Below are 26,960 nucleotides of genomic sequence, written 5' to 3'. Positions count from 1 at the left end.
CCGTCTATTGGAAGTCCCATGACAGGTTAGATACGATGCGGCAGTCATCGCATTTGAACGTAAATAAATCCAACAGTGGCTCGGGTTGGCGCCAATGAGGATTGCCACAGCGAGGGCAACAACGTGCCAATTCTTGCTGTTTGTTGTGTCCGCCGATGCGATATAAATAGTAATACGTTGGGATTTTGGTGAGATATTCTATCCGCCCACGAAGATCCCAACCGCGTCGAAACAGATCACTTTCATGATTCGCCAGTTCGTTGACGGCTGCGAATTCCGCCGCCGATGCGGATGCCATCTGGATTTCATCACAGGCCTGCCATTCCGTTTGCCAACGGATCATCTGTTTATGATCCCCATTAAACGTGGCGGGAATACGATAAAGCGGAATGGGTTGTAAGGTATCGCCACTTCGCAGCGGCGAGCACATATGCACGTAGCTGGTATAAAGTAGCTGCCAGCTAGGTTTTTCTGTCGCACTCGTTTCCGAGTTGATATCGATACCGATGAGCTTTTCTCGAGGATGAAGTAACTTAGCATCCTTGAGTTCATCCAGTGCCTGCTTGGCCCATGGACTGTTAAACCGATTGGCAAGGCTGTTTTCTTCTGGCAGTAATAAGCGGACTTTGAATACGCCATCCTTAAGCGCTACTGCAAATTCTCGCCCTAATACTTGGCCATTTTGGCGCCACGCATCAAGTAAGTAGTTAATCGCTCGCTCGGCTTCACTAATGGTCGTGTCTGCAAAACACTCAAAACTTATTTCACAAACATACATCTAGTTTGACTCACTTTCAGCGCGTGTAAGCAAAGCTTCTAAGGTTGCAACTCTCGCTTCCAATTGTTGTTGGGATTGCATGAGTTGCTGCAGTTGTTGCTTGAGTTCATCAATGTCATCTGTCATCGCTGCCGCGCTAGAGCCATCAATTGGCTGAGAAAGCGCAGGGCTCTTTGGTGTCGCTGATAGCGCTTCGATTTCTTCTGCGGACAAGCTTTTAAAGCGGGTTAACCCCTCAATTAACACGGGAATCGGCACTTTTGCCCCGAGCTTAGCTTTGACGGTGGCAGTGGTCGGTGTAATTCCTGATTGGTGGAGTTTAGCGGCAATAGTAAGAACTTGATCAACCACAGATGACATTTAGCGAATTACCTCAATTATTGATGATATAGACTAATGTAAAACCCAATTGTAATTCGTATCCTGTTGATAACAATTGAATTTAAATTTTGGCAACTATTTTGCTTTGAGACTCTCGTCATCATACAGATATATTTCAAAAAAGGAGTCTACATGAATAAAATTTTGTTGCCTTTACTGGGGCTTGCAAGCTTAAGTTTAACTGCTTGTGTTGTGAAAGTGGGCGGCGATAGCGATCGCTGGGATGACAGTGAATCATGGAAGCAAGTTCAGCGACATAATCAGCAGATATTATCGCAGCTCGATCTGGGAATGTCGGTATCGCAAGTTGAAGTCTTGATGGGGACGCCAGATTTTAATGAGGCGTTTGCCTCAAGTGGTGAGAAAGTCCAGGTACTTTTTTATCGCACGCAGCATGCGCACAGTGACGGTAAGACCACGAAAGATGAATGTACCCCGCTAATTTTCAGATCCGACAAATTAGCGGGTTGGGGAGACAAAGCGTACCAACAGCTATAGCTTATTGATGCAATGCGGTATCAAGATGCCCAATTGTCTCGGCCCATTGGGCATCTTGGGTTATGGCTTCTTCAATAAAGGTGCGTTGTGCGGCATTCCAGAAGGGGGCTTCTGCAATTCTCTGATGCGCAGGCAGTGAATGTGTATTGATGAACTGCTCAATTGCTGCAGCGTCGTTTTCCAGTCCAAGCTGCGCAAATAGTGACGTGAAATCCGGATTTACTGTGTCCATTGGTTCCTCCTTTAGTGGCACCGTATTGCTCTACTAACTTTAGCGCAATTCGCTGACGCAGAGATTAACAGCACAATAAATAGTCATTAGCGCTCATCGTTATGGTGCAAACTATATATAGCTTTCCGGTTTTACCTACATCTTTGTGAGATATATCTTACACCGATGTGAGACATTCCCCCTTTAACTGTACGGCTTGGTCTTATTATCAAAAGTTAACTAATTGAAAATAAGAACATTATGAGCGTAGTTTCAAGTAAGCCTTAGGATCACGATTAAATTATTTTTGTGAGCCATCCTACAAGGATTACCTCTTTAGAGTAATATTAAATCCATAGAGAGATTGGACGCAGGGACTCGTCAGGAAGACGATTCATCAGGATGATGAGCTGGTACGGATACAATCCAAGGATGATACAAGGATAAAATGCTGCCAGGAAGACAGTATTGTGAGGAATGTTCCCTAGGATTGGGACGTCAGGACGAGCAAAGGGATTCAAGGATTTCACGGAAGAAGATGTTGGACACGCTTCGGGATGAGGCAAGACTGGTAAAGGGATAGCCAGTGATGAGGGAAATGTACTTAGTACAGGGAAACTCAGGGAATGAAAGGGAGCAGGAAGCAACACATTCGCATGGATGGTGCAGGGAAGCACAGTTATAGCTGGATGGCTTAACGCAAAAACAGAAGGGCGCGACCATTAGTCGCGCCCTTTCTCTTTTTAAATTGAACGGTAAAATTCGATGTGTTTGATCCAATGCTATTATCTTTTTGAGTACCCACTCACTCAATAACGTTAGCTGAATAGCGATATTGGATATTGTTAGCGCGGCAGCAGCGCCGTTACCGAATAATTTCTCAGAGATGGTTCCGAAGACTTTAGAGTTTGCGTTGCTGTTCGTTGGCGCAATTGAAGCTCATTCGCTCCGTTGTTCAACAAATAAACAATTCAGTTGTCGTTATGGTGCAAACTATATAGCTTTCCGGTTTTACCTACATCCTTGTGAGATATATCTTACAAGGATGTGAGATATTCCTCCTTTAACTGTACGGCTTGGTCTTATTATCAAAAGTTAACTAATTGAAAATAAGAAAATTATGAGCGTAGTTTCAAGTAAGCCTTAGGATCACGATTAAATTATTTTTGTGAGCCATCCTACAAGGATTACCCCTTTAGAGTAATATTAAACCCATAGAGAGATTGGATACAGGGACTCGTCAGGAAGACGATTCATCAGGATGATGAGCTGGTACGGATACAATCCAAGGATGATACAAGGATAAAATGCTGCCAGGAAGACAGTATTGTGAGGAATGTTCCCTAGGATTGGGACGTCAGGACGAGCAAAGGGATTCAAGGATTTCACGGAAGAAGATGTTGGACACGCTTCGGGATGAGGCAAGACTGGTAAAGGGATAGCCAGTGATGAGGGAAATGTACTTAGTACAGGGAAGCTCAGGGAATGAAAGGGAGCAGGAAGCAACACATTCGCACGGATGGTGCAGGGAAGCACAGTTATAGCTGGATGGCTTAACGCAAAAACAGAAGGGCGCGACCATTAGTCGCGCCCTTTCTCTTTGTGCTATCAGGTATCATTTTGTTAATTAGTCATGCTAACGCGCTGTCATTTCAATGACTACGGCGTTAATGGCAGCCTTTTGAGCCACAACTACTGCCACAGCCTCCGCCAAAGCTCCCCTTAGCCGATGGCGCTTGCTGCCATTCTGGCTCTGGGAAAATAGGCCATTCAATTTTTTCGATATGATTCCCGCGCATTTTCAGTTTGCCTTTAAACTGATTTATCCCGTCGGTACTGAACTCAAACATGAAACTGGCACGCCAGCCAAGGCCTGTTGCTCCGCCAACAGATGGTCGGGCTGCATCCATGGCGATCGCAACCAATTGCACGCGTTGTCGAGAGGCTTCTTTTTCCATATAACGTCTAGCGATTTCCGCCATTTGCCGCAACTGCCAAAAAAACGCAGCAATCAAGACGAGGGCGGCTATCATCAAAAAGTCAGTCATCATTGTGTCGTGGCCTTAAATAACCCACCAATCGCTTGAGACAGTTGAACGCTGCGTTCTGGATTTCGCAGTTCACTCAATAATGGGTGGCGAATTTCTGGAATCGCCACAATATCAGCAAATATTTGATTAAAAAAGCTCTGTGGCTGATGTGCTAATGACTCAAGATAAAATTTGCGGACGTCGTCCTGCTTTAGACATGTCCAACATCTTGCTGCTATTGCAATGAGCTGGTTTTGGTCCAACTTTTCTTCATCTGTAGCGAGTTGTCGCAATAATGTTTCACAAGCAGCGCTATTGGATGCTAGCGCTCTTAGGAGATAACTACGTTGCTCTGCTGACGCATTAACAAACACATGCTGTATGGTTTGTTGGGATGAAGTAGGTAAGTTCACATGTTCGATTAGCTGACAGACGGCGGTCTGCAATTCAGTAATAGGTGAACTGAGAGCATTGCTTAACAGTTGTGCATGTTCAAAATCATCCGCGCGGGCGCAAATATCTGCTAGTCCCTGTAAACCAACGCTTTGCCACAAATGCGCTTCAGTTTTTCTGCTCAAATATTGGCAAGCAAATTCATATTGCGCTGATGCTGGTTGTTTAAGTTGCTTGCGTAGCTGGGCGTTAAAAATCGCTAACTTTTCTTGAGATGGACGCACATTGAATGGATGATCGGCCATTCGCTGTTGCTCCTCTTCCGTCAACGGGCGAGTGATATCGTTGCCCATGGCGTCGGATAGCATCTGCATAAACTGGCTGCGAGCTGCTGGGTTGAGCAATCCTCGCTCATCTAACGGAAACTTCAAAAACCAAATAAAGGGTTGTTGCGTGTTTTCGCCGAAGACGAGCGCAAACTGCGCATGCCCTTGAATGGGATAAGGGTAAGCAAGTTGAAGTTTTTCAAAATCTTCAAAAATAGCGGTGGCAATCGGCTGTACGCGTCGGCCTAAATCAAATACCAGATAATCACTATTTGCCGCTTTGAGAAGCTCCCCCAAGGTATTGATTGTCGTCATCGCAGGTTCCCTTAGTCGTTCAGAAGGGCGCAATTATAGGGATATCTTGGCGCAGATGGTATGATACGGCGCTTTAAAACGCCGACTAAATTGAAATTAATGGTGTACCAACAAACCCAAATCTTATTAGAAACGCTCGAACAGCAATTGCGAACTAGTCAGTTGTGGAGCGAGCTACAACCGTCAGTTGATGCGCTGGCCAGCACCGCACCGTTTGCATGTGACACGATGAGCTTTGAAAATTGGTTGCAGTTTATCTTTTTGCCCAAAATGCAGCAGTTGCTCGCTCAACAGTTGCCACTACCTCAAAAAATCGCAATAGCGCCGATGGCGCAGCAGTTATGGGCTGAGTTCCCCGCACGATACCCCGTTATCAACACTTTGGAGAAGATTGATGCCTTGCTCAGTCAACAATGAACAGCTTGAATTAACTGAAGAACTTGCTGAAGAGGTTGCGCCTGAGCTACGAATTCTGTTTGAAGATGAGCACTTGGTTGCGATCCACAAGCCCGCGGGATTGCTGGTGCATAAAACCTATTTAGCTCGTAATGAGCGCTTTTTCGCGATGCAACTCACTCGCGATTTAGTCGGTTGCCATGTTTTCCCGGTACATAGATTAGACCGCCCAACCTCTGGCGTGTTGCTGTTTGCTAAAAGCAGTCAGGTAGCGAAGATGCTTTGTGAGCAATTTGCGGGACGCGGTATTCAAAAACATTATCTCGCTTTGGTGCGCGGCAATATGCAGGAAGCCGGTGAACTCGATTATCCGCTGCGCGAAGAGCTCGATGATATTGCTGATAAGCACGCTAGGCAGGATAAAGACGCGCAGGATGCAGTGACTCAGTATGCGCCATTACTCAACAGTGAAATCCCATATCCATCAGGGCGTTACCCTACGAGTCGTTTTTGTCTAATTCGATTAAAGCCGTTAACGGGGCGCAAGCATCAATTGCGTCGCCATATGGCGCACCTGCGTCACCCCATCATTGGTGATACCACCCATGGTGATGGTAAACAGAATCGTTTCTTTCGTGAGCATTTTGGGATCAATCGCTTGTGGTTGCTGGCGCAAAAACTTGAACTCACCCATCCTGTTTTGGGCACGCCACTCTCTATTACCACTGAGCTTGAAGCCGAGTGGCTGCAGGTATTTAGCGAATTGGGTTGGTCAGACGCGCAGTTAGATAACGCGCCGTCACAGCTTATTTGCTAACGAGCGCGTGTTCGTCTGACAGTCGTTGCATGAGCTCCATCAACGGCTGATATGACGCCAGCGGATAGTGATATTGATGGGGATCTTGTCGGTTTGCGTGGAAATAACAAACACGGCGAACATGGGTAATGCGTTGATGTTGCTTAAGCAATTTTTGTCGACTGCTTTGTCGCATTTTTTGCGTCCTTGTCTAGCATGGACTTTATCGACTGCTTTGGTCTAGTTGCAGGCTATACAGGGGATAAAGTATGTTGAAGATCAGTATCTTCAATTTTCAGGCGCGGAGTATAGCATGAAAAAGATCAGCCTAGTGTTCGGATCAGTTTATGGTAGTGCTGAATCGGTAGCTGACACCCTCTATCGGGAGCTTGAAAATCGCGGCATTGCTGTTGAATTGCATCAACCCGAATCATTGTCTGATTATGTTCCCAATGAAGACGAACTGTTATTGATGGTCTGTTCAACGACAGGCGACGGCGATCTGCCCGACAATATTCTGCCTTGGTTTTTGCAAATGAAGGACAGAGCACCTTATTTGCCTGAACTGACCTATGCGGTTGTCGCCCTCGGTGATTCAAGCTATGACACCTTCTGTGGTGGTGGGCATCAATTAGACGAACTTTTTAGCGAACTCTGCGCGAAGCGATTAGGCGACGTATTTGAAATTGACGCTTGCGAAACCATGGAACCGGAAAATGAGGCGCTTGGCTGGCTTAAAAAATGGCTTAAGTTATTAAAATGAGAAAATCACTGACCTGGTGGTCAACTCAATGGTTTAAGTTTGCCCAGAACCTTAGTCAAACCTTATTGGCGCCCATCGCAATCTTGCCAGCTGCCGGCGTAATGCTTGGCCTTGCAAGTTCATTACACCCTTATCTTCCCGAGCAGTTGGCTGAATTACTACGTAATATTGGTAATTTTGCTTTTTTAATCATGCCGATGCTGTTTGCGGTGGCGATAGCGACCGGTTTTTGCAAAGAGCCGGGGACGGCGGCACTTACCTCTGTGTTTGGTTATGGCGTATTCACGTCATCAATGACCGTGCTTACTGGACAAAATATCGATCCCAGCTCAACGGTGATCTTGAATAATCAAATGTTGGATACCGGCATTGCTGGTGGCATGGTCATGGGGTTAATGAGTTGTCTGGCGATGCATTGGAGCCAGTATGTTCGTTTGCCATCCATGTTTTCGTTTTTTGAGGGTCGTCGCAGTGCTCCCATGCTCGTTTTGCCAATGGCAATGTTGGTTGCGTGGGGATTTTCGTTGATCTGGCCAACTTTAGCCGACAAGATTGATCACATCGCTAATTGGGCAGTGTATCAACGGCCAGCTTGGGCATTTGCGCTATATGCTACAGTCGAGCGGTTACTGATCCCTATCGGATTACACCATATTTGGAACACGCCATTTTTCTTAGAGTTTGGCCAATATGTGCATCAGGGTGAAGTGGTTCGTGGTGAAGTAGCCCGTTATTTAGCCGGAGATCCACTGGCTGGAAATCTTGCGGGTGGATACTTGATCAAAATGTGGGGGTTACCCGCGGCCGCGATTGCAATGCTGCACAGCGCTAATCCATCTGAACGTAACCGTATTGCAGGGGTCATGCTCTCTGCGGCAGCCACCAGTTGGCTTACTGGGGTTACTGAGCCTATTGAGTTTGCGTTTTTATTTGTCGCACCAGTGCTGTATTTCGTCCATGCCTTGCTATGCGGGTTGGCGTACATGATTTGTGTAATGCTGGATATTCACTACGGCGTGACATTTTCTCAAGGGTTTGTCGATTTATTGTTGCTCTGGAATAAATCAAGCAACAGCAGTTGGCTTTTGTTGTTAGGACCTATGACCGCGCTGATCTATTACGCGCTATTTACCACCTCAATTCGGGTATTTAATTTAAAAACGCCAGGTCGAATAGAAAGCTTTGATTTGCCGGTTGGTAGCACCTCTGAACGTCCAGCATTACTGATCAGTGCCTTGGGTGGAATAGGTAACATTGAGCAGATGAAAGCATGCATGACCCGTATCCGTCTAAGTGTGCGTTCTCCAGAAAATGTCGACAAGAGTAAGTTGCTTGCTCTGGGCGCTAAAGGCGTGATAGTGCTTGGACATGGCGTGCAAGTGGTGTTAGGAACTCAAGCTGAAGATGTGCGGCAGCAAATGCAATCCCATATAGATGCAAGTTCTGTTTAATAATTTGAACTAAATCTTGATGTTTGTGCAGCCAATTGGCTTTTTATGTGGCATATTCTTCAGCCTTAAAGATGTATGGGGGCTAAAATGGCACATAAAGTTTTGCTGACAGATTGTGCGGATGAGCCCGGTTTGATTTCCAAAATCACCGGTGTTTGTTTCGAGCATCAGCTTAATATCATTAAAAACAGCGAATTTGTTGATAACCAACAGCAACGTTTCTTCATGCGTACTGAATTTGACGGTGAATTGGATTCGGTACGTTTCCTGACAGACTTATCTGCGGTATTACCCAAGCAAAATCGCACCCGTTTGGTCGATGCGGGGCGTAAGCGCGTAGTTATTCTGGTGACAAAAGAGGCTCATTGCCTCGGTGACTTGCTCATGAAGGCCTATTATGGTGCTTTAGATGTCGAGATTGCCGCGGTTGTTGGTAACTACGAAACGTTAGGGCCGTTAGCACAAAAGTTTGATGTGCCATTTCACTATGTGTCCCATGAAGGTTATAGCCGCGAAGAACATGAGCAAGCCATCCTCAAGGTGGTCGAGCCATACGCACCGGATTATGTGGTGTTAGCTAAATTTATGCGGGTGTTGACTTCGGGGTTTGTGAGTCGTTTCCCGAACCGAATTATCAATATTCACCATTCATTCTTACCGGCGTTTATCGGCGCTAATCCTTATCGTCAGGCGTGGGAACGCGGGGTAAAGATTATTGGTGCGACTGCGCACTTTGTGAATGACAATCTCGATGAAGGCCCAATTATCAAGCAAGACGTAATCCCGGTGGATCATAGCTATAGTGCCGAAGATATGGCAAAAGCGGGGCGTGACGTCGAAAAGAGTGTGCTTTCAAAAGCGCTGGCCTTGGTTGTGAATAACCAAGTGGTCGTCAACGGCAATAAGACGCTGGTGTTTAAGTAAGCGATCTAACGTTATCTTATTTGTTAAAAAACCGCCAATTGGCGGTTTTTTCGTTATACAGGCCCCTTACTTCGGCAGTAAATACTGCTGATAGGTATCATCTCCCCAAGCCACTAATTGCTCATCGACAAACAATAGCGGGGTGCATTCATCTCGGGTAATCAATCCATCGGATACGGTTCGTTGGGTTTGATAGAACAGCACCAGCATTTTCTTGCCGTCAAACAATTTTGCCTCAGAAAAGTCGGCATGTCCCATCGCCAACTGTACTTGTGCGAGCGGATCGCCAAGGTGCAATTCACTAATTTTTCCTCGGTTATAGGCTTGCCGATCTTCCCAGCTCATATCATCTGGAGATGGTTCATATACCAGCATAATAACCGCGACAAACGCTAAATAAGACAAAAAGATAGCGCCGATAATTACGGGGATTTTGTTTTTCATGAGCTTAATGAAAGCAAAAAGTGATAATCGCTATCATCTGATGATTTACTACAGAGTTTCAAGTCTGAATTGTAAGATAATTTGCCGTGGTTGCAGCCATGCTATTGTGTGAGAGTAATGAAGTCTCATACCAAGTAATAAAGATTCATACTGAGTATTAGAGTACCATACTAAAATGGCAGCGATTGCAGTCGGTACGTTGCCATTGCTAAATCGAAAATGCCCCATTGCGAGTTGCAACCAAACTCGGCCAAACGAGCTGAATCGAGTATGTTGACCAAATTTTAGTAATGCTACAGAGTGACTAGTGTAATGGTGGCGATTCACCGGAACGATTGATAAATAAGAGTAATAAGTGGAATTTGAACATATTCTGGTGACAAGCCGGGTGTGAAATAAGGTTCTGCCCTCGACGGCATTCCTGATACTAGCCTGAAGCTGACTAGAAGTTATCGTTAGGGCGGATCACCATTTTAAGTAAACTGGCGATGACATACCTTTGTTTAAAATGCTTATTTCGTGCCATAGCACTATGGCGGGCGGTTTGTTCCCCTGTGTTAATTGACTAAATTTCATTAATTACAAATGCGAACGCTATCGTTACATTTTGATACTTGAAGTATAGTGTCTCGTTGAAAGATAGTGTCTTTATTGTCATTGGATTACTCGGATGTGATGAGCAAGATGAAAACCTTAGCAAAAGTACTTTTGTATTCATTTATCTTATTGATAACTAATAACGTTAGTTCAGGTGAGTTAACAAAGGAAAATTTGATCAATTCCTTCGGGTTGCAAGGATATGATGTACAGTTTGAAAACCCACAAGGTATAATTGTCTCAAGCGAAGATTTCTTGGCAAATATGCAGAAGTATTATGCCGAAGCGGCGAAACAACAAAAAGATGTAAAATTGGTACAAATTAAGGACACGGAAAAACATACTGCAATAATTAAAGTGAACTATGAAGATAAAAATAAACTCCTTGGTGTGAATATTGGGGATGTTGTACCAAGTATAGTTGGCAAAAACTTAATGGGTAGATCTGTGAATCAGAATCTAAATGCTGATAAATACACTTTAATCAGTGCCTTTTTTGCAGAGTGTGTCGCTTGCATACATGAAGTTCCTCAAATTAACGATTTCATAGATAAGCATCCTACTGTGAATGTTCTATATGTGACTTTTGATTCAATCCAAGAAAGTCGTAGCTTTGCGGCTAAATTCAGTGTCAAAGCAGAAATTATTGCCGAGGCAAAACCTTGGCTTGACCAAATTTCAGTCAAGGCATATCCAACGATTTTGTTACTTTCTCCTTCCGGCACGTTGTTAAGTGTCAATACCGCATATTCAGTCGAAGATAACAATGCTCTGTCAAAAATTGAGGAATTGCTTTCTCGTGAAAATGGTAACTACTGACCCTAAATAGCAGATCCTAATTCTGCTACAGCTCTACAATTTCATGTCGGCTTCCCGGATAGGGTGGAGGGTTTATATTAATCTTGTAGTAACTGCCAATAATTGAGATTGTTTTGATGGAGAAATCTGAAATAGAGCAGCAGCGCTTTAGCATCTGTAGCGGTGCTCTTGGCCTGCTCTTCATCCTTTTTCCAATAGAGGTAGGCTTTGTTTCCTAAATCGGTTGAACTAATACCGTAACCGCAGATCTGATCGGCACAGACCACTAACTTCCTCTATCACCGTGCCAAAACCTCGCTACAAGACGACCAATTGGAGCCACTATAACCAAGCCTTGATTAATCGAGGTTCGCTTACCTTTTGGATTGATGAGGATGCTATTACCCATTGGAAATCCGAAGTTGTACGGAATAAGAAAGGCCGCCCTCGTTTGTTCAGTGACCTGGCAATTACCACCGCACTGATGGTTAAACGTGTTTTCTCCATGCCACTACGAGCGCTGCAAGGCTTTATCAATTCGGTGTTTAAACTCGCTGATATTCCTTTATCCTGTCCACATTACACCAGCATCAGCAAACGAGCAAAGACTGTCAATATTGCTTTTAAAACCAAGACTAGAGGCACTATTGAGCACTTGGCTATCGACTCTACTTGAATCGCCACTACTTCACTAGACGACTTTTAGCCTCATTAAAATACTGACGTTCATATTCTAGCGGTGATAGCCCATCATTGGAACTATGCTGTCGTTTTGGGTTGTAAAACATCTCAATATAATTAAACACATCCATCTTTGCGTCGTCCCTTGTCGCATAGATTTTTAGCTTAATTCGTTCACGTTTCAGCAGTTGAAAGAAGCTCTCGGCTACGGCGTTATCATGGCAATTGCCTCGACGGCTCATGCTACCTTCCAAGCCATGAGCACTTAAAAATTCATTCCAATCATGGCTGGTGTATTGGCTTCCCTGATCTGAATGAACCAGCACTTTGCCATCAGGTTTACGACGCCATACCGCCATTAATAACGCATCTAGCGCAAGCTCTTTGGTGATACGACTGCCCATTGACCAACCAATAATGCGACGTGAGAACAAGTCCATCACTGCGCCAAGATAGAGCCAACCTTCATGTGTTTTGATATAGGTAATATCCGTCACCCACGCTTTGTTCGGCGCTAAGGGGTTAAATTGCCGTTCTAAACGATTTGGTGTTACAACATGCTGCTCACCACTACGAGCTCTAGGCTTGCGATAACCAACTTGTGCTCGCAATCCCGCTCGCTGCATCAGGCGATGTACGCGATTAATACCGCATTGCTCACCAAGATCACGCAGATCTCGATGAAGTTTGCGGTATCCATAGACGCCACCAGACTCAAGCCAACACTGTTTGAGTTGACCTGTAAGTCGTTCATTGTCACGTTGTCGCTTCGACTTTGCGCAGCTCCTCCACGCGTAATACCCGCTCGGATGAACATCAAATAGCTGACACAGTTGTCGTACAGAGTGGCTGTGATGATGCTCTTGGATAAAGGCGTATCTTACTCGGGGTGGCTTGCGAAGTACGCCGCGGCTTTTTTTAACAGGTCACGTTCTTCAGTAACGCGCTTAAGCTCTTTTTGTAGTCGTCGAATTTCGGCGGACTCAGCAGATTGCTGAAGGTGTTCCTTGGAATCAGGACCATAGCGCTTAATCCAGGCATAAAGACTGTGAGTGGTAGTACCTAAACGCTGAGCAACATCAGCAACAGAATGACCGGCAACAGTAACTTGCTTTACTGCTTCGATTTTGAATTGTTCGGGGTAACGTTTATGGCTCATGGACACCTCTTTTTTAGCTAGTTTATCTAACTAAAAGGTGTCTAGGAAATCAGTGGCGATTCAACTGGTTTGAAAGTCTATGGCGAAGGTGAGTGGAAAGTGAAGAAGCATGGCACAGATGGTAAGCGACGCGTGTGGCGTAAACTGCATATCGCCGTCGATACTCATACTCATGAGATCATTGGTGCAGAACTCAGCTTATCAAATGTGACTGATGCAGAAGTGTTGCCTAATCTGCTCAAACAAACCCACCGGAAAATCCGTAGCATCTCAGGCGATGGAGCTTATGACACACGAGAGTGCCATATGGCAATTCGTAAAAAGCGAGCGTTTACGCTGATCCCACCACGGGAAGGTGCCGCCTTATGGGAACGTGGGCATCCACGTAATTTAGCGGTAAGTTGGCAGCAATTTTATGGTTCCAATAAAAAGTGGAAGAAACGTTATGGTTACCATCGGCGGTCAATCTCAGAAACAGCTATGTATAGGATAAAGCAATTACTGGGAGGGACGCTGAGTATGCGAAATTATAACGCTCAGGTGGGAGAGACTTACGCCATGATAAGGGCTTTAAACAAGCTTATTGGACTAGGTATGCCTGAAACTCAGTATATCGTTTGATATTTAAACAACTATAACAACTAGGTTCGCTAAACCGATTTAGGAAACAAAGCCGCGGTAGCTAATCGGGTAGCCGGAGGTATCTAGCCTCCAGCCCCCACACCACCCTGCATGCGGCTCCGCACAGGGCGGTTCATCTAGAACACCTAACCTGTTATTTGGCTAGGATAATGAACAGAAATCCATCCATCTCTTAGTGAATACAATCCTGCGTTCGTCAGATATTCGTTACTCAGCGCTTGCTGTATGCCTGGCGTTTTCGAGCTACGCCAAGGGCCTTTACTTGTGAGCCCACAAGCAACGGCTGCTTGGATCCTGACACCTCGTTTCAGTAGGTTTTGCACCTTAGTCCGTGGTTTTCGCCACTGACGCCAGAAGCACATACGCACTCGGCGACGGATCCAGTGGTCTAAATCGACGCACCCTTGATAAGCGTTGGCTATGCCAAAGTAATTGATCCAACCTTGCATATATTGCCGCAGTTTAAACAGTTGATAGCTCATACTGACTCCCCAATTGCGGTTCGTCAGTCGTCGTATCTTTTGTTTGAAAACATGCAACGTGTTGGCATGCCATTGGATCTTTCCTCGGTTAAAGGTGAAACCAAGGAATTTGCTTTGGCCTACCTTAACCACTTGGCTTTTATGCTCGTTAACGATCAGTTTTAGCTTCGTACCAAGATAATGAGTAATACTCTTGAGAACACGTTCTCCCGCCCGTTGAGACTTCACCAAGATGATAAAGTCATCAGCGTAGCGGGCGAAGTGATGTCCTCGACTTTCCAGTTCTTTATCCAAACTATCCAGCATGATATTTGATAGTAATGGTGAGAGTGGGCCGCCCTGAGGTACACCTTCGAAGCTTGCTTCAAATTGGTCGTTGACCATGACGCCCGCTCGTAGGTATTTGCCAATAAGCGCCAGCAGACGCTTATCCTGCACCTTACTCCTTAACTGAGTCATCAACAGATCGTGGTTGACGCGGTCAAAGAACTTGGACAGATCAACATCAACGGCAAATTTGCGTTTCTGTTTGATGATATCCCTGACTTGTAGTACCGCCTGTTGGGCGTTTCTGTTCGGCCTAAAGCCGAAGCTATTCACTGAAAAGTGAGGGTCAAACAACGGCGTGAGTATTTGAGCGATTGCTTGTTGTATCACACGATCAATCACGGTAGGGATCCCCAATTTGCGTTTACCGCCATCGGATTTATCGATCTCTACACGCCTGACCGCTGAGGGTTGATATTCTCCTCGCTCAAGCTGAGATTTACACTGTTGCCAGCCGCCTTGTTGCATCCAGCGCGGGAAGGATTCGATGGTCATGCCATCAATGCCCGCCGCGCCATTATTGGCTTTCACTTGTCGCCAAGCTCGGTGTAGATTCTCAGGTTCGAGTAGTTGCTGAAATAGATTGCTGCTGAAGGCTGGTTGCTGGCTAATACGCTGTTGATAGTAATCGTCTGTCGACGTAGTGGGTATCGACAAGTTTGGCAAGACTCCTCCTTCTTCTAAATGTTCAGGCCTTCACCATATCCCATCCATTACGATAGGCGTTGGGCTACTATGCCGTCTGCTGACTTCTGCTTAATCACATGCCGAGTTGCCCCGTCATGCGCTATCGGTTTTCATCTAATTCGCTCTTTCCAGTCGATGAAATTGAAAAGCCAAGACACTTGTAGACCAGAGCCTTACTGGTTAATGACCGATCGCATGCTAAGCAGATCTCCCCAGATAAGGACATGAACTTTCTTTGCACTGCTGCATCATTTACGGTGGCCGTTAGATCACGTGGTTTCGTCGTCTTGTGCCAACTCACCTTCAGCCTACGCCTCATATGATGTTCTTGTTCATCAGCTCGCAAATTTGCTAGCGGCTTCCTTCAGACCGCCCCTCACGGGTAAGCCCTTGCCATTCGCTAGTAGTTAACGTTTAATAACAGCATGTTATCGAACGGTGACCTTCCTACAGAGGACTTTCACCTCATTAGTTCATGCCCATGCTGGGCGTACACAAACGGCTTAAGAGGGATTCGCAACGCGTGGCATTTTTACTATGCGTTGATTTTAGTGATTAAGGTGGTTTGCAGCGGCTTCGGTATTGCGTTGCTCACCTCTTAGCAGGGCGTTAAGCCATAGAAATTTTAATCTGAAATAGACTAATTAGAGCAAACGTTCTATCACGTTTATGTCCAGAAATGAGTTACAACGAGTATGATACTTTAATACTCAGCTGTAGCTTGATTCGGACTTGATGGATGCAATCAGTATGAATCTTTATTTTTGATCATGTTTAATCTTAAACTGTTCGAGCAGGGTTGCTTGACTGTTTGGTATGAAACTTTATTTCTCTCTTACAGCTATTGCTGAAGGCGATAGTCGCTTAAGCGCACGTCGAGCGTCATATCGGTTTTGAGTTTGGCTAACTTATAACTAAGTCTTGCCATTTCTCGTCCATCTGCCAGTTTTTGCGCTTGTTTACTGCCGAGCTTATCAAGCGCATTGTAGATATTGGCTAGCGAGCGATAACTGCGTAACAACTCCGCCGCAGATTTAGGACCGATACCGCTGATCCCTGGGATTTTATTGCCGCTGTCACCGCTTAACGCAATAAAGTCCAATAATTGTTGCCGACTCACCCCCAGCTTTTGTTCAAGCGCATCAAGATCCAACCACTGGTGTGCAAAATAATCCCATTGCTTCACGGCTCGGAGATTAAGCTGAGCAAAACCTTTATCGGTGGAAACAATAATCACCTCACCACCAGATTGGTTGAGTTTAAAGGCGAGGGTGGCAATGACATCGTCAGCTTCTGAATCTGCTTGTAACGAATTGAATCCCTTAGATTTAAGTTCAGTGATGATTGATGGTAGCCCCTGCGCCAGAGACTCAGGCATAGGTTTACGGCCTTTTTTATAATCAGGATAAAGCTGTTTACGCCACGACACTTGGGTGCCATCCCAAACCACGACCACATGGCTCGGCTGGTGGTGCTGACATAATTTACGGCAAGCGGCGATAGCACGAACTGTCAAAGCTTGCATGTCATTTTGATCGGGTTGCGCCGCTAAAATACGGCGCACCAGATTCATACCATCAATGATGAGTAATCGATTCATTTACTGATTTCATAGCACGGAGTGTAATGACTCCCCGGTAGCTTCATCCTTTGCTGTTGTACAAACGCTGTAAGTAGTTTGTCCATCAATGTCATAATCGCGGCGTCGCCACGCAGTTTGAATGGCCCTAAATCTTCAACCCGTTGCATGGTATCGGCCTTCACGTTACCCGCCACAATCCCAGAAAATGCTTTGCGCAGATTTGCCGCTAACTTAGCTTTGTCTTGGTTAAAGTGTAGGTCTAGCGATTCCATCGCTGCGTGGGTAGGTTCAAACGGCAGTTGGAAATCCGGCTCAATAGTCAGGCTCCATTGATACTGATAGGAGTCCCCAGTTTGTTTGCGGTGCTGCTTCACTTGCTCCATCGCTAAGCGCATCTGTCTTGCGGCTTCAGCGGGGTCATCTATGATGATCTGGTATTTACTTTGTGCTGCTTTGCCAAGGGTGGCGCCTACAAAGGCATCAAGCTCTTCGAAATAAGCAGCACTTTCAGTGGGACCCGTCAGGAGCAGTGGGAATGGAATATCTGCATTCTTCTCGTTGAGCAATATGCCCAAAATATACAGCAGCTCTTCCGCGGTACCTGGACCGCCTGGGAAAATAATGATGCCATGTCCCATGCGCACAAACGCTTCAAGGCGCTTTTCAATATCGGGCATAATGACCAGTTCGTTTACGATCTCGTTCGGTGGCTCAGCGGCAATAATGCTAGGCTCGGTCATCCCAATGTAGCGTGGCTGATGAATTCGTTGTTTTGCGTGACCGATGGCGGCGCCTTTCATCGGCCCTTTCATTGCGCCGGGGCCACAACCGGTACAAATATCTAACTTTCTCAATCCGAGTTGATAGCCAACCTCTTTGGTGTACTTATACTCCACTTGATTAATACTGTGGCCACCCCAGCACACCACAATATTAGGGTCTTGCATTGGCGAGATTGCGCGGGCATTGCGCAAAATATCAAACACCATGTTGGTGATATGGGTAGGGTCTTCTGGATTGATATGTTTGAGGTTATTAAATTTGTGTCGCACGTAGATGAGATCGCGCAGTACTGCGAACAAATGCTCTTGAATACCCACGATGATTTGTTCATCGACAAAGGCGCTTTGTGGTGGGTTGACCAGTTCTAACTTAATGCCTCGTTCGCGGCGTAGTACATTAATTTCAAAATCTTGATGGAGTGCAAACAGTGACTTGGCATCGTCGGTTTGTACCCCAGATGCCAAAACTGCGAGTGAACAGTTACGGTAGAGTTGATAAAGCTCGCTGCTGGCGCCGTGTTTTAAGCTGTCAACCTCGAGTTGGGAAAGCTGATCCATGCTGCCGCGTGGACTGATTTTGACGATCATGCATACTCCTTAAGAAGCGGGGCAGGCGCTGTGCGTCAATCGATAATAACTCTGTCCCGATTCTCATGCTTTGCTTTGTAGAGAGCGGCGTCGGCACGTTCAAAGGTTTCTAAAATGTGCTCGCCGTCTATGAGCTTAGCCGCTCCTATCGATAATGTAACTGTAATACGCTGATTTTTAAATTTAAATGGAATATTTTTGATTTTTTCGCGCACACGGTTTAATAAATGACCAATATCATTGAGTGACACATCTGGTATCAGCATCACGAACTCTTCACCACCATAACGTGCCACAAATTCCGTGTCTCTCAATGAGTTTTTCAATGCCATGGCGATCACCTGCAGTGTCTTATCACCTGTGCTATGGCCGAAGTTATCGTTAATTGATTTGAAGTGGTCAATATCCGCAACGGCGACCCACAGCGGATTACGGTTTCGCTGATAATGACGATACTCTTGCTCCATCCGTTCATCGAGCGCGGCACGGTTAGGCAATTGTGTCAGACTATCTAACAGGTTGAGTTTCTGTTGTTCAAATAGCTTTTCTTTGTAGGACGAGGTTTCTGATGAAAGCTCTGATATCTCATTACGCAGGTGTTCAACAGACTTTTTCAACAGGGTGATTTCGCGTTGCTCTAATGCCTCTTTACGAGTGAGGCTGGCACGCAACACATTCAGTTGATCGACAACTTGTGTTTTCAACAGTTCGACATCGTCTACGTCGGCAAGTCCACTTTCAACATTATTAACTTGATGATTAATGTCGGTATTCAACTGGTTTTTCAGTTGTTGGCTACGCTGTGCTTGGTTCAGTGATTCATCGATGGAATCCCGAACGGACATCAATGCCTCATTGAGCGCGAATAAAAACTCTTGTGAGGCGCTTTTTTCTTTGGCGATGTTCTCCAGCAGCATACTCAAAATCGTTTGATAACATTCTAGCAGCGCTTCAACATCAATTTCATTTGCCAGTTGCTCTTTGATGACCAGTACTTGGTCACGTTGAGCCTTAGTAAAGTCGATTTCAGCAATAATTTGCGCTAACTCATGGGCGAGTTGGCGGTATTTAGGCAGATAATTTAATGGTGCTTGAGACTCAAAACAGAGCGTTAACGTCTGTTCGTAGAAACCCATTAATTGTTCTACTTTGGGAATGTAATCCCAAACGCTATGGAATGGTTTGGTGACGTCTTGTTTAAAGTAGTTAATCTCTTTACGGAGCTTATCAGGAACGTTTTCAACACGTTGCAGCTGACGGCTAAATTTTGCTAAGCCACTGCGACCTTGTTCCAGCATGGACATGACATGGCTGTATTGACGCTTGAGAATTTTTTCAATATCAACCAGTTCGGGGAGAATTTCATCCAGACGTTCGACATCAGTAAGATTGGCGCGTAACTTGGCCAGCTTGTTATCAAGCTCAAGATTCTGCCCCTTGCAGGCTAAGCTGAGCTGTCCAATGAAGTTAGACAGGGCGCGCAGTTTGGTAACGCGCTCCTCTTTTAGTTCAGCCAATTCAACTTGAGCAGCATCAAAGCGCTGTCTCATTACATCAAGTTGCGACAGACTCGCGTTTGCATCTTTCATTCTAGAGTCATTCCTTTGGCATCTACAGCATTATCGTTGTGTGAGTCTTATGCCATTAAACCATCGCTTATAAACTTGATGTTATAGCAATAAAACGTTACCGCAAACGAATCCTTTTCGATGTTTCAAGCGAGATCAAAGAATATTAGCAGATCCTGACGTCTCTAACGCTTGGAACTTAGGCCATGTGATCTCGTCTTTGTCCTTGTTACTTTCAATTCGAATAAATCCGCGCCGAACCGCTTGTGCCAATTGTAAATAGAGTGGCTGTGAAAATACGGTCGATGGCGTAAACTCTAGCACCTTTATGGTTAAATAACAGCCTGTCTCAGCTTGCGTCGAGACTGCGCCAGCCAGCATCCATTGTAAGGTTTCAAAAATCACTTCCGCGGGCAAGGACACCTCATCATCTGCCAATAGCGGCAAATTAATTGCCACAAGATCTAGCCGTAACGGATTGCCGTCAAGATTGACGCCATGAAGGCGTTGATAGAGTTCTTTGATATCGATGGGTTGCGCCGATACTAAGGCAAAAACACCCGGCGCTATGCTGTATATCTTGGCATTGCTTAATAGCTTAATGCGGTTATAGATATTGTCTTGAATCAGCGTGGCGGCAAACATTCCGCGTGTTAAGGGCGTGCTCGCGAGTTCAGCAAAGCGCAACAATGCTATGCCGGTGATGTCTTGCTGAAGTTGTTCAATAAAGGCGCGATAGCCCGGTAACTGAAACATCGGATCTCGCTTGAGTAACGATTCTGCATGCTGCTGTGAGGCTTTTTCATGCTGACGTCTACGGGCACTGTAGAGAATATAAGTGCCTACCCCTATCAATAACATCAGCAGAAAACCGATAACGATATTCCTGTTTAGCAGCATGTTCTGTTGCTTTTGCAATTCGGTTCGCTGCTTTTGGGTTTTTAGCAGCAAGTTCTGTTCGGCAATTTCGGTTTCCGCTTTTGGTGCAGCAGTCGTTGTCGCTGTTTCAAGCTTCTCTTTGGTGAGTTGGGTTATCAGTTGTTGATTATTTAACGCCGCTTCATACTGGCCTTGATGCTGTTGGCTGCTAACCAGGTAGGTAAGCGCTTCAATCCGCTCATCAGTCAGGCTGAGCTTTTCTGCAAGATTAAGCGCATCTTGAGCGTGGCTTAAGGCAACATCGAATTGACCCGCTTTAATCGCCACTTGAGCCAACATCATTTCGTTGTAAACCAGATAATGGTTGCTGTTACGTTCTCGAAATATTTTGTTCGCTTGCAGCAGATATTCTAATGCTTTGTTGTAGTTATCGATATGAAAGTAGGCTTCACCAAGGTTGTGAAAATTGAGCGCTTGCGCAGTAAGGCTTTGATACTTAGCATCATATTGCTGAGCATTGAGATAGTAATCAATCGCCTTGTCCCACTCGCCTTGTTCAGCGTAAATGATGGCAATCACCGTCATACTGGCCGACAAAAACTTGTGGTCACCTTGTTGGCGAAACAGCTCTATGGCTTTGTGAATATGATTAAGGGCTTCGTTCCACTGCTTCAAATCACGATAGAGCTTGGCTAAATTCATCTCTAACATCGCAGTTTGGTATGGCTTTTTATCTTTACTCGCTGCGTTGTAAGCGGCGGTATAGTGTTGCAGTGCCAGTGACATTTTATCGACTTCGCGATAGTACTTGGCTAAACGCGCTTCGGCTTCGGCGATCAGATAATCGTTCCTCAGCAAAGTGGCCGCTTCTAACATCTGCTTAAAGTTATTCAGTGCCGCGTCTTGGCGTTTCAATATCAGGTTAACCACGCCCATTTCATCGTAAATCACCACTTTTAGCTGTAAAGCTCGCACATCTTTCGCGTTGCGAATGTAGTTAATCGCTTGTTCATTAAAGCTAACGGTGTCGCGATATTGCTGGTTAATTCTACCTGCGTAGCGGCCTGCAATGTTTAATGCGGCCGCGTGCTGATAATCACTATTGGCAATCTTGAGTAAGGCATCATGAAGTGCAGTTGCATCTTCTGGTTTGCTTTCATATTGCACACGACTTTCGAGCGCTAAACGCGCGAGAAAATATAAGTTTTCAAATAGCTCGTCGTCAGTTTGATTGGTATTGAGTGCGGCACGATGAAGTTCGTCTGCCGAGCTGAAAATGGTTTGCTTAACGGAATCATGTAACTGCTGATACAGCTGTTGGGGGGTTTCGCGGTAAGTCACTTCTATTGCGTCCGCAGAATTGGCCGAAGACGCATGACTGAAAAAGAGAGCAAAGGCGACAAAACAGCAGCTAAACCAACGCATCAATAGGAACTCTTTGGTTGTTGATAGGGTTCGATAATATTTAATTGTTAAGGATTATGTTATCGGGGTGAGTCAACACCGTGGAGTTGTTATACTCTGGATTCCGCATTTCAACAATGATTCAGCAAGGATTTCGCGTGAAAATCAGCAGTTTGTCGACTAAGTGTGCCATGTTTTTAGCCAGTGTGAGTATGGCGCCAATGGCCTGGGCAGATGTTTTGTATCAGGTCAATATTACCGACCCAGAACATCATTTGGCGCAAGTGTCAGTGTCGTTTCCAATGACCAATGAGCGTCAGTTACAGGTGAATCTGCCGGTGTGGCGCACCGGAAAATACACTGTGTTGCCTTTAGCTGACGGAATCCGCAATTTTGTGGCCAAGGATGAGCATGGCCAACCATTAACTTGGCAACGCACCGCCAGCGGTGAGTGGCAGGTTGCACTTGAGCAACCCTCACAAGTCACCGTTACTTACCAGTTATATGCCAATGAGTTGGGGCAGCGTGTACGTGACATCAGCAATACCCATGCATATTTAGATGCCAGTGGGGTGATGATGTACAGCCCGAGTTTTCGCGATCAGCCGGTGCAAGTAGCGTTAACTGTGCCAGAAAACTGGAAAAGCTATTCAGGCATGGCAGCTGGCATTAAACCGCACACTTTTGTTGCGGATAACTATGATGTGTTGATCGATTCGCCGATTGAAACAGGGATCAGCCAATATCGTAATTTCTCTGCAGACGGCAAAGCTTTCGAGCTGGTGGTGTGGGGCGAAGGTAACTTTGACATCGAACAGATGGTGAAAGATTTACAGAAAGTTACCGTGAAGTCACAAGATATTTGGCAGGGATATCCGTTTGAACGTTATCTGTTTATTGTACATGCCACCAGTGGTGCTCGCGGTGCCACAGAACATATCAACTCGACGGTGATCCAACTGCCGCGTTTTAGTTTCAGGGAGCGTAAGGATTATCTTCGCTTTATTAGTACCGCCTCGCATGAGTTTATTCATACTTGGAACGTAAAAGCCTACCGTCCTGAAGGATTAGTACCCTACGATTTTCAACAAGAAAATATGAGTGATCTGCTGTGGATGGCAGAAGGCTCAACCAGCTATTTCCAAAATCAATTGCTATTACGTGCAGGCGTGATGAGCGCTAAAGAGTTTTTAGAGGATATTGCCAAGCGTATTGAACGCAATCAGCATACGCCAGGGCGCGAGCAGCAATCCGTTGCAGAAACTAGTTTAGGTGAGTGGGTGGCAACCAGCGGCGATTACGCCAGTAATCACAGTATTAACATCTACTCTGAAGGGTATTTAGTGTCGATGGCGCTGGATTATCAGCTGCTACGTGACTCAAAACTTAAAGCCTCTTATCGTGATGTGCATAAACTGCTTTACCGTGACTATGCAATTCCAAAAGGCTACAACGCTCAGACAATTAAAACCTTGTTGCAGCAGCTCACTAAACGAGATTATAGCGATTGGTGGTCGAAAAATGTCGAGTCGCCAGTGAGCTATGATTTTAATGAGATGCTTGAACATGCAGGCTTAGCACTAAGCTACGGCAAAGACGCAAAAACGAAAGCCTTTATTGGGGCTAGCGTCAGTGGCACTAGTCTTAAGTTTACCTCGGTGGAGCGCAATGGACCGGCTTGGACAGCTGGTATTGCGGCGGGAGATGAACTGGTTGCAATTAATGGCCTAAAGGTGACCGCGGACGGTTTTGAAAAGCGCATAGAAGATTTTAAGGTTGGTGATAAGGTTAGTGTGACCCTGTTTAAGGATGACACCTTGCAAACTTACGTGGTTACTTTAGCTGAAACACCGGCAGGTAAATTAGCGATCAAACCGTTGGATAAAGCTGCACGTTCACAAAAAGCATTGTTCGAAGCATGGCTGGGTATCGACTGGCCATTTGACAGTGATGGCAATTTTAAAAAGGCAGATTAATTCAGCCAGAGCATAAACAAAAAGCGCCGCGCGGCGCTTTTTGTTTATTTGGGAGCTCTTAAATGGCTTGCTCTTCAAATCCACCTAACTTAGCGATCAAGGTGTTGAGTAGCACGATAATTTCACTGCTCATCAGCACAAAGTCGGCATCGAGCTTGGCCAAGGGATCTTCACCTGCAACATCATCAGTTTGGGCACGAAACTCTTCAGCAAACTTCAAACGGCGAATACCAGCATCAGATTGCAGTACAAACTGAATAGACTGTTCAAATTGGATAGCCAGTTTGTGTACTTGCTTGCCCGATTCAACATGGGCTAATACTTCGTCCTCAGTCAAATCTTGCTGCTTAAACCGTACGATCCCACCATCATCTGCGGCTGATTTCAGTTCAGCTTCGTCCAACAGGTAAAACGGTACCGGAAGCTCACCCTGCTTCAACCAATCAGTAAGCTGGATTTCTATCGGAGTGCTAAAGCTAACGGGGACGACTGGTAAGCTGCCAATCGCTTTACGTAACAGTGCGAGTAACTCTTCAGCTTTGGTTGCGCTACTGCTGTCGACTAACAAGAGTTGCTGCTCTGGCAAAATTAACGCACGAATTTGGCTACGACGACTAAACGCGCGCGGTAATAGTGTCGTGGTGATTTCATCTTTCAGTGCGTCTTTTTCTTTTTTGGTAATTTTTCGCTGTTCTTCAGCTTCAAGATGCGCCACTTTCTCATCTAATGCTTCACGGATCACTTGTGATGGCAGAATCTTCTCTTCTTTGGTCGCGCAAATAAGATGGCGGTTCTCCGCGCTATGCACCAAAGATTGCCCCAGCTTGCCAAGGGCATGGGTGAAACCAAATTTGCTGATGTCCTGGCTTGAGCAGGGATGAAATACAAATTCATCCAACGCTTTTTCCAGCTGTTCAGCCTCGATAGAAAAAGGTTTGTTAAAACGGTAGAGAGTTAGATTTTTAAACCACATATTCGCTGCTCATTCAAAATGGAGTCGGCAGTGTAAGCCATCTGTTTTTCGCCGTAAACCTTGGATAAAAATTCATCAAGATCCACAAATTCAAAGATTTAACTAAAATGTCATATTTCTTTGTATATGTCCTAAACCCGCGCCAGTAAAGGTTTTTAGAAAATAATTTGGCAAAAAAAAATAAATCGACTACCGCGTTAGGTCGCTGTGAAATAAAACTGCAACACGTCATCTGCACACTTTCGCTCGTTCCAAATCCATAACCAAGACGAACATAACGTCGAAAGGAAATAATGATGAACTCTATTTGCAAAACCCTACTCGCTACCGCTATCGCTTCTGCTTGTGTTACCTCTGCATATGCAGCTGATCCACTGACTGTTTACGGCAAACTGAACGTAACAGTACAGTCAAATGATGATGGTGTTGAATCAGAAACTGCGGTGCAAAGCAATGCTTCACGTTTCGGCGCTAAAGGTGAGTATGACTTGGGCAACGCACTGAGTGCTTTCTATCAAGTTGAATATGAAGTTGCTACCGATGACAGCAGCAGCAACAACTTCAAAGCACGCAGCCAGTTTGTGGGTCTGAAGGGCGATTTCGGTGCAATCTCAGTTGGTCGTCAAGACACTATGCTGAAAGTTTCTCAAGGTAACGTAGACCAATTCAACGACTTATCTGGTGACTTGAAGAGTCTGTTCAAAGGCGACAACCGTATCGAACAAACTGTAAACTACGTTTCACCTTCTTTGGGTGGCGTGAAGTTGGGTGTTACTTATGCTGCTGAAGCTTCAAACAGCCAAGACGGTGAAAGCGGTGTATCTGCAGCGCTGATGTACGGTGATGCAGGTCTGAAGAAAACCCCAATCTACGCTGCTATCGCTTATGACTCAAAAGTAAAAGGTTATGACACCGTTCGCGCTAGTGTACAAGGTAAAGTGGCTGACCTGACATTGGGTGCAATGTGGCAGTCTCAAGAAAAATCTGAAGGCGATGCAGACAGCATCGAGGGTTACCTGGTCAGTGCTGCTTACAGCATCGATGCTGTAACATTAAAAGCACAATACCAAGACATGGATGACACTGGCGATTCATGGTCAGTGGGTGGCGACTACAAACTGGCTAAGCCAACTAAGTTGTTCGCGTTCTACACTTCACGCTCTATGGAAGGTTCATCTGACGATGAAAGCTATGTTGGTTTGGGTCTGGAACACAAGTTCTAAGCTCAGCTAAGTCGATGCTAGAGCCAGTCAAATAGACTGGCTTTTTGTTTTTCTAGCGCATGAGGCGTTTTGGCAAAAATAACTGTAGAATAAAAGAAATATGACGGATAAGTTGCTGGTTATTCATAAATCTGTCATAAATTTGTCTAATAATAGCAGCGTGTTATTTTACTTAAAGAAGCACCCATGACTGCAAGAATTTTGATTGTTGAAGATGAAGCCGCCATTCGAGAGATGCTTTCGTTTGTGATGGAACAACATGGCTTTGCGACGACCACAGCCGAAGATTTTGAATCTGCATCTGCACAGCTAAAGGAACCCTATCCCGATCTCATTCTGCTGGATTGGATGTTTCCAGGTGGTAGCGGCATCCAATTTGCTAAGACCCTGAAGCAAGATGAATTTACTCGCCAAATTCCGATTATCATGCTCACTGCGCGTGGTGAAGAGGAAGATAAAGTGAAGGGCTTAGAAGTTGGTGCTGATGACTACATTACCAAGCCTTTTTCACCGAAAGAGTTAGTTGCACGTATCAAAGCTGTGTTACGTCGTGCGGCGCCAACCCGTTTGGAAGATACCATTGAAGTGCAAGGTTTGATGCTCGATCCTGTGAGCCATCGCGTGACGGTGGGTGAGTCTGTACTCGACATGGGGCCGACGGAGTTTCGCTTGCTGCACTTTTTTATGACGCACCCAGAGCGTGTATATTCTCGCGAGCAATTGCTTGATAACGTTTGGGGCACTAACGTATATGTGGAAGATCGTACAGTGGATGTGCATATTCGTCGTTTGCGTAAGGCTGTTGAGCCTTCTGGACACGACCGCCTGATCCAGACCGTACGTGGCGCTGGATACCGTTTTTCAGCCCGCACTTAATCAACCTGTTTTAATTAGCTGACGCCCATG

Annotated in this window: 25 protein-coding genes and 2 pseudogenes; 12 read left to right on the top strand and 15 right to left on the bottom strand. The window is 45.5% G+C overall.

What is annotated here, in order from left to right; all coding sequences use genetic code 11:
- Positions 1 to 4 precede the first annotated feature (4 nt).
- Positions 5 to 778, bottom strand: coding sequence for a Zn-ribbon-containing protein (locus JYB87_RS12310; protein WP_207353786.1), 774 nt, complete (start codon positions 776 to 778; stop codon positions 5 to 7).
- On the bottom strand, positions 779 to 1,138 hold the full coding sequence (locus tag JYB87_RS12305; RefSeq protein WP_207353785.1) for a hypothetical protein: 360 nt from the start codon (positions 1,136 to 1,138) through the stop codon (positions 779 to 781). It lies immediately after the preceding gene.
- A 153-nt stretch (positions 1,139 to 1,291) separates the two neighbouring features.
- Here JYB87_RS12305 and JYB87_RS12300 point away from each other — a divergent pair, with 153 nt between their 5' ends.
- On the top strand, positions 1,292 to 1,657 hold the full coding sequence (locus JYB87_RS12300) for a DUF3192 domain-containing protein (protein ID WP_207353784.1): 366 nt from the start codon (positions 1,292 to 1,294) through the stop codon (positions 1,655 to 1,657).
- A 1-nt stretch (position 1,658) separates the two neighbouring features.
- Here the strand turns inward: JYB87_RS12300 and JYB87_RS12295 are convergent, their stop codons facing one another.
- The 3 genes from JYB87_RS12295 to JYB87_RS12285 form a co-directional block, all read right to left on the bottom strand.
- Positions 1,659 to 1,889: a DUF2789 domain-containing protein gene (locus tag JYB87_RS12295; protein WP_207353783.1), complete on the bottom strand. Its 231-nt coding sequence runs from the start codon at positions 1,887 to 1,889 to the stop codon at positions 1,659 to 1,661.
- Positions 1,890 to 3,535: 1,646 nt separating this feature from the next.
- Positions 3,536 to 3,919: a DUF3301 domain-containing protein gene (locus tag JYB87_RS12290; RefSeq protein ID WP_207353782.1), complete on the bottom strand. Its 384-nt coding sequence runs from the start codon at positions 3,917 to 3,919 to the stop codon at positions 3,536 to 3,538.
- On the bottom strand, positions 3,916 to 4,932 hold the full coding sequence (locus JYB87_RS12285) for a DUF3549 family protein (RefSeq protein ID WP_207353781.1): 1,017 nt from the start codon (positions 4,930 to 4,932) through the stop codon (positions 3,916 to 3,918). Before JYB87_RS12285 ends, JYB87_RS12290 begins: the two co-directional genes overlap by 4 nt.
- A 99-nt stretch (positions 4,933 to 5,031) precedes the next feature.
- On the opposite strand from JYB87_RS12285, the gene JYB87_RS12280 reads away from it, so the two are divergent.
- Both JYB87_RS12280 and truC read left to right on the top strand, forming a co-directional pair.
- Positions 5,032 to 5,349 carry a YqcC family protein gene (locus JYB87_RS12280; protein ID WP_207356691.1) on the top strand — a complete coding sequence of 106 codons (318 nt, stop codon included), beginning with the start codon at positions 5,032 to 5,034 and terminating at the stop codon, positions 5,347 to 5,349.
- A complete protein-coding gene (truC, locus tag JYB87_RS12275; protein WP_207353780.1) occupies positions 5,327 to 6,145 on the top strand; it encodes a tRNA pseudouridine(65) synthase TruC in 819 nt (272 codons plus the stop codon). The genes JYB87_RS12280 and truC overlap by 23 nt, the downstream gene beginning before the upstream one ends.
- Here truC and JYB87_RS12270 read toward each other — a convergent pair.
- Positions 6,135 to 6,320, bottom strand: a complete 186-nt coding sequence (locus JYB87_RS12270; RefSeq protein WP_207353779.1) for a hypothetical protein — start codon at positions 6,318 to 6,320, stop codon at positions 6,135 to 6,137. The genes truC and JYB87_RS12270 overlap by 11 nt on opposite strands.
- Positions 6,321 to 6,437: 117 nt before the next feature.
- On the opposite strand from JYB87_RS12270, the gene JYB87_RS12265 reads away from it, so the two are divergent.
- From JYB87_RS12265 to purU, 3 genes are all read left to right on the top strand, one after another.
- Entirely contained in the window at positions 6,438 to 6,887 is a 450-nt protein-coding gene (locus tag JYB87_RS12265; RefSeq protein WP_207353778.1) for a flavodoxin, read from the top strand.
- Complete coding sequence (locus JYB87_RS12260; RefSeq protein WP_207353777.1) at positions 6,884 to 8,338, top strand: PTS transporter subunit EIIC; 1,455 nt, start codon at positions 6,884 to 6,886, stop codon at positions 8,336 to 8,338. Before JYB87_RS12265 ends, JYB87_RS12260 begins: the two co-directional genes overlap by 4 nt.
- Positions 8,339 to 8,425: 87 nt before the next feature.
- A complete protein-coding gene (gene purU, locus JYB87_RS12255) occupies positions 8,426 to 9,262 on the top strand; it encodes a formyltetrahydrofolate deformylase (RefSeq protein ID WP_207353776.1) in 837 nt (278 codons plus the stop codon).
- Positions 9,263 to 9,328: 66 nt separating this feature from the next.
- Here the strand turns inward: purU and JYB87_RS12250 are convergent, their stop codons facing one another.
- Positions 9,329 to 9,706 (bottom strand): DUF3192 domain-containing protein, encoded by a 378-nt coding sequence (locus tag JYB87_RS12250; protein WP_207353775.1) that lies wholly within the window; start codon positions 9,704 to 9,706, stop codon positions 9,329 to 9,331.
- A 684-nt stretch (positions 9,707 to 10,390) separates the two neighbouring features.
- Between JYB87_RS12250 and JYB87_RS12245 the strand changes: the two genes are divergently transcribed.
- Positions 10,391 to 11,122, top strand: coding sequence for a TlpA family protein disulfide reductase (locus tag JYB87_RS12245; protein WP_207353774.1), 732 nt, complete (start codon positions 10,391 to 10,393; stop codon positions 11,120 to 11,122).
- A 77-nt stretch (positions 11,123 to 11,199) separates the two neighbouring features.
- Here the strand turns inward: JYB87_RS12245 and JYB87_RS12240 are convergent, their stop codons facing one another.
- A complete protein-coding gene (locus tag JYB87_RS12240) occupies positions 11,200 to 11,388 on the bottom strand; it encodes a hypothetical protein (protein ID WP_207356765.1) in 189 nt (62 codons plus the stop codon).
- 17 nt (positions 11,389 to 11,405) lie between these two features.
- Here JYB87_RS12240 and JYB87_RS12235 point away from each other — a divergent pair.
- Positions 11,406 to 11,774: pseudogene (locus tag JYB87_RS12235) on the top strand (transposase); the annotation flags it as partial.
- A gap of 10 nt (positions 11,775 to 11,784) precedes the next feature.
- Here the strand turns inward: JYB87_RS12235 and JYB87_RS12230 are convergent.
- A protein-coding gene (locus tag JYB87_RS12230; RefSeq protein WP_207353773.1) for an IS3 family transposase occupies positions 11,785 to 12,941 on the bottom strand; the annotation gives its coding sequence in 2 pieces (ribosomal slippage) (positions 11,785 to 12,704 and positions 12,704 to 12,941; 1,158 coding nt in all).
- A gap of 57 nt (positions 12,942 to 12,998) precedes the next feature.
- Between JYB87_RS12230 and JYB87_RS12225 the strand changes: the two are divergent.
- Positions 12,999 to 13,562 (top strand): annotated as a pseudogene (locus JYB87_RS12225) (IS5 family transposase); the annotation flags it as partial.
- Positions 13,563 to 13,708: 146 nt separating this feature from the next.
- Here the strand turns inward: JYB87_RS12225 and ltrA are convergent.
- The 5 genes from ltrA to JYB87_RS12195 all read right to left on the bottom strand — a co-directional run bounded on the left by ltrA (position 13,709) and on the right by JYB87_RS12195 (position 21,903).
- Entirely contained in the window at positions 13,709 to 15,058 is a 1,350-nt protein-coding gene (gene ltrA, locus JYB87_RS12220) for a group II intron reverse transcriptase/maturase (RefSeq protein WP_207353715.1), read from the bottom strand.
- An 862-nt stretch (positions 15,059 to 15,920) separates the two neighbouring features.
- Complete coding sequence (gene xni, locus JYB87_RS12210) at positions 15,921 to 16,679, bottom strand: flap endonuclease Xni (RefSeq protein ID WP_207353771.1); 759 nt, start codon at positions 16,677 to 16,679, stop codon at positions 15,921 to 15,923.
- Positions 16,676 to 18,031: a nucleotide 5'-monophosphate nucleosidase PpnN gene (ppnN, locus tag JYB87_RS12205; RefSeq protein WP_207353770.1), complete on the bottom strand. Its 1,356-nt coding sequence runs from the start codon at positions 18,029 to 18,031 to the stop codon at positions 16,676 to 16,678. Before ppnN ends, xni begins: the two co-directional genes overlap by 4 nt.
- A 35-nt stretch (positions 18,032 to 18,066) precedes the next feature.
- The gene (locus JYB87_RS12200; RefSeq protein WP_207353769.1) at positions 18,067 to 19,620 is read right to left on the bottom strand and encodes a GGDEF domain-containing protein; all 1,554 of its coding nucleotides are present in this window, start codon (positions 19,618 to 19,620) and stop codon (positions 18,067 to 18,069) included.
- 135 nt (positions 19,621 to 19,755) lie between these two features.
- Positions 19,756 to 21,903, bottom strand: a complete 2,148-nt coding sequence (locus JYB87_RS12195; RefSeq protein WP_207353768.1) for a tetratricopeptide repeat protein — start codon at positions 21,901 to 21,903, stop codon at positions 19,756 to 19,758.
- Between the two features lie 170 nt (positions 21,904 to 22,073).
- Between JYB87_RS12195 and JYB87_RS12190 the strand changes: the two genes are divergently transcribed.
- On the top strand, positions 22,074 to 23,858 hold the full coding sequence (locus JYB87_RS12190) for a M61 family metallopeptidase (protein WP_207356690.1): 1,785 nt from the start codon (positions 22,074 to 22,076) through the stop codon (positions 23,856 to 23,858).
- Positions 23,859 to 23,916: 58 nt separating this feature from the next.
- On the opposite strand, the gene rdgC is transcribed toward JYB87_RS12190, so the two are convergent.
- Positions 23,917 to 24,831, bottom strand: coding sequence for a recombination-associated protein RdgC (rdgC, locus tag JYB87_RS12185; RefSeq protein ID WP_207353767.1), 915 nt, complete (start codon positions 24,829 to 24,831; stop codon positions 23,917 to 23,919).
- Between the two features lie 293 nt (positions 24,832 to 25,124).
- Between rdgC and JYB87_RS12180 the strand changes: the two genes are divergently transcribed.
- Positions 25,125 to 26,054 carry a porin gene (locus JYB87_RS12180; RefSeq protein ID WP_207353766.1) on the top strand — a complete coding sequence of 310 codons (930 nt, stop codon included), beginning with the start codon at positions 25,125 to 25,127 and terminating at the stop codon, positions 26,052 to 26,054.
- A 186-nt stretch (positions 26,055 to 26,240) separates the two neighbouring features.
- Positions 26,241 to 26,930, top strand: coding sequence for a phosphate regulon transcriptional regulator PhoB (gene phoB, locus JYB87_RS12175; protein WP_207353765.1), 690 nt, complete (start codon positions 26,241 to 26,243; stop codon positions 26,928 to 26,930).
- Positions 26,931 to 26,960: the final 30 nt, after the last annotated feature.

The sequence above is a fragment of the Shewanella avicenniae genome, from assembly GCF_017354945.1.
Lineage (GTDB): Bacteria > Pseudomonadota > Gammaproteobacteria > Enterobacterales > Shewanellaceae > Shewanella > Shewanella avicenniae.
This window is presented reverse-complemented; position numbering and strand designations above follow the sequence as displayed.

Coding starts and splice junctions, on each gene's coding strand:
- JYB87_RS12310 (WP_207353786.1), bottom strand. CDS start 778: ATGTATGTTTGTGAAATAAGTTTTGAGTGTTTTGCAGACACGACCATT.
- xni (WP_207353771.1), bottom strand. CDS start 16,679: ATGAATCGATTACTCATCATTGATGGTATGAATCTGGTGCGCCGTATT.
- JYB87_RS12305 (WP_207353785.1), bottom strand. CDS start 1,138: ATGTCATCTGTGGTTGATCAAGTTCTTACTATTGCCGCTAAACTCCAC.
- JYB87_RS12300 (WP_207353784.1), top strand. CDS start 1,292: ATGAATAAAATTTTGTTGCCTTTACTGGGGCTTGCAAGCTTAAGTTTA.
- JYB87_RS12265 (WP_207353778.1), top strand. CDS start 6,438: ATGAAAAAGATCAGCCTAGTGTTCGGATCAGTTTATGGTAGTGCTGAA.
- ppnN (WP_207353770.1), bottom strand. CDS start 18,031: ATGATCGTCAAAATCAGTCCACGCGGCAGCATGGATCAGCTTTCCCAA.
- phoB (WP_207353765.1), top strand. CDS start 26,241: ATGACTGCAAGAATTTTGATTGTTGAAGATGAAGCCGCCATTCGAGAG.
- JYB87_RS12190 (WP_207356690.1), top strand. CDS start 22,074: ATGTTTTTAGCCAGTGTGAGTATGGCGCCAATGGCCTGGGCAGATGTT.
- JYB87_RS12195 (WP_207353768.1), bottom strand. CDS start 21,903: ATGCGTTGGTTTAGCTGCTGTTTTGTCGCCTTTGCTCTCTTTTTCAGT.
- rdgC (WP_207353767.1), bottom strand. CDS start 24,831: ATGTGGTTTAAAAATCTAACTCTCTACCGTTTTAACAAACCTTTTTCT.
- JYB87_RS12180 (WP_207353766.1), top strand. CDS start 25,125: ATGATGAACTCTATTTGCAAAACCCTACTCGCTACCGCTATCGCTTCT.
- JYB87_RS12280 (WP_207356691.1), top strand. CDS start 5,032: ATGGTGTACCAACAAACCCAAATCTTATTAGAAACGCTCGAACAGCAA.
- purU (WP_207353776.1), top strand. CDS start 8,426: ATGGCACATAAAGTTTTGCTGACAGATTGTGCGGATGAGCCCGGTTTG.
- JYB87_RS12245 (WP_207353774.1), top strand. CDS start 10,391: ATGAAAACCTTAGCAAAAGTACTTTTGTATTCATTTATCTTATTGATA.
- JYB87_RS12270 (WP_207353779.1), bottom strand. CDS start 6,320: ATGCGACAAAGCAGTCGACAAAAATTGCTTAAGCAACATCAACGCATT.
- JYB87_RS12200 (WP_207353769.1), bottom strand. CDS start 19,620: ATGAAAGATGCAAACGCGAGTCTGTCGCAACTTGATGTAATGAGACAG.
- JYB87_RS12285 (WP_207353781.1), bottom strand. CDS start 4,932: ATGACGACAATCAATACCTTGGGGGAGCTTCTCAAAGCGGCAAATAGT.
- JYB87_RS12290 (WP_207353782.1), bottom strand. CDS start 3,919: ATGATGACTGACTTTTTGATGATAGCCGCCCTCGTCTTGATTGCTGCG.
- truC (WP_207353780.1), top strand. CDS start 5,327: ATGCCTTGCTCAGTCAACAATGAACAGCTTGAATTAACTGAAGAACTT.
- JYB87_RS12260 (WP_207353777.1), top strand. CDS start 6,884: ATGAGAAAATCACTGACCTGGTGGTCAACTCAATGGTTTAAGTTTGCC.
- JYB87_RS12250 (WP_207353775.1), bottom strand. CDS start 9,706: ATGAAAAACAAAATCCCCGTAATTATCGGCGCTATCTTTTTGTCTTAT.
- JYB87_RS12295 (WP_207353783.1), bottom strand. CDS start 1,889: ATGGACACAGTAAATCCGGATTTCACGTCACTATTTGCGCAGCTTGGA.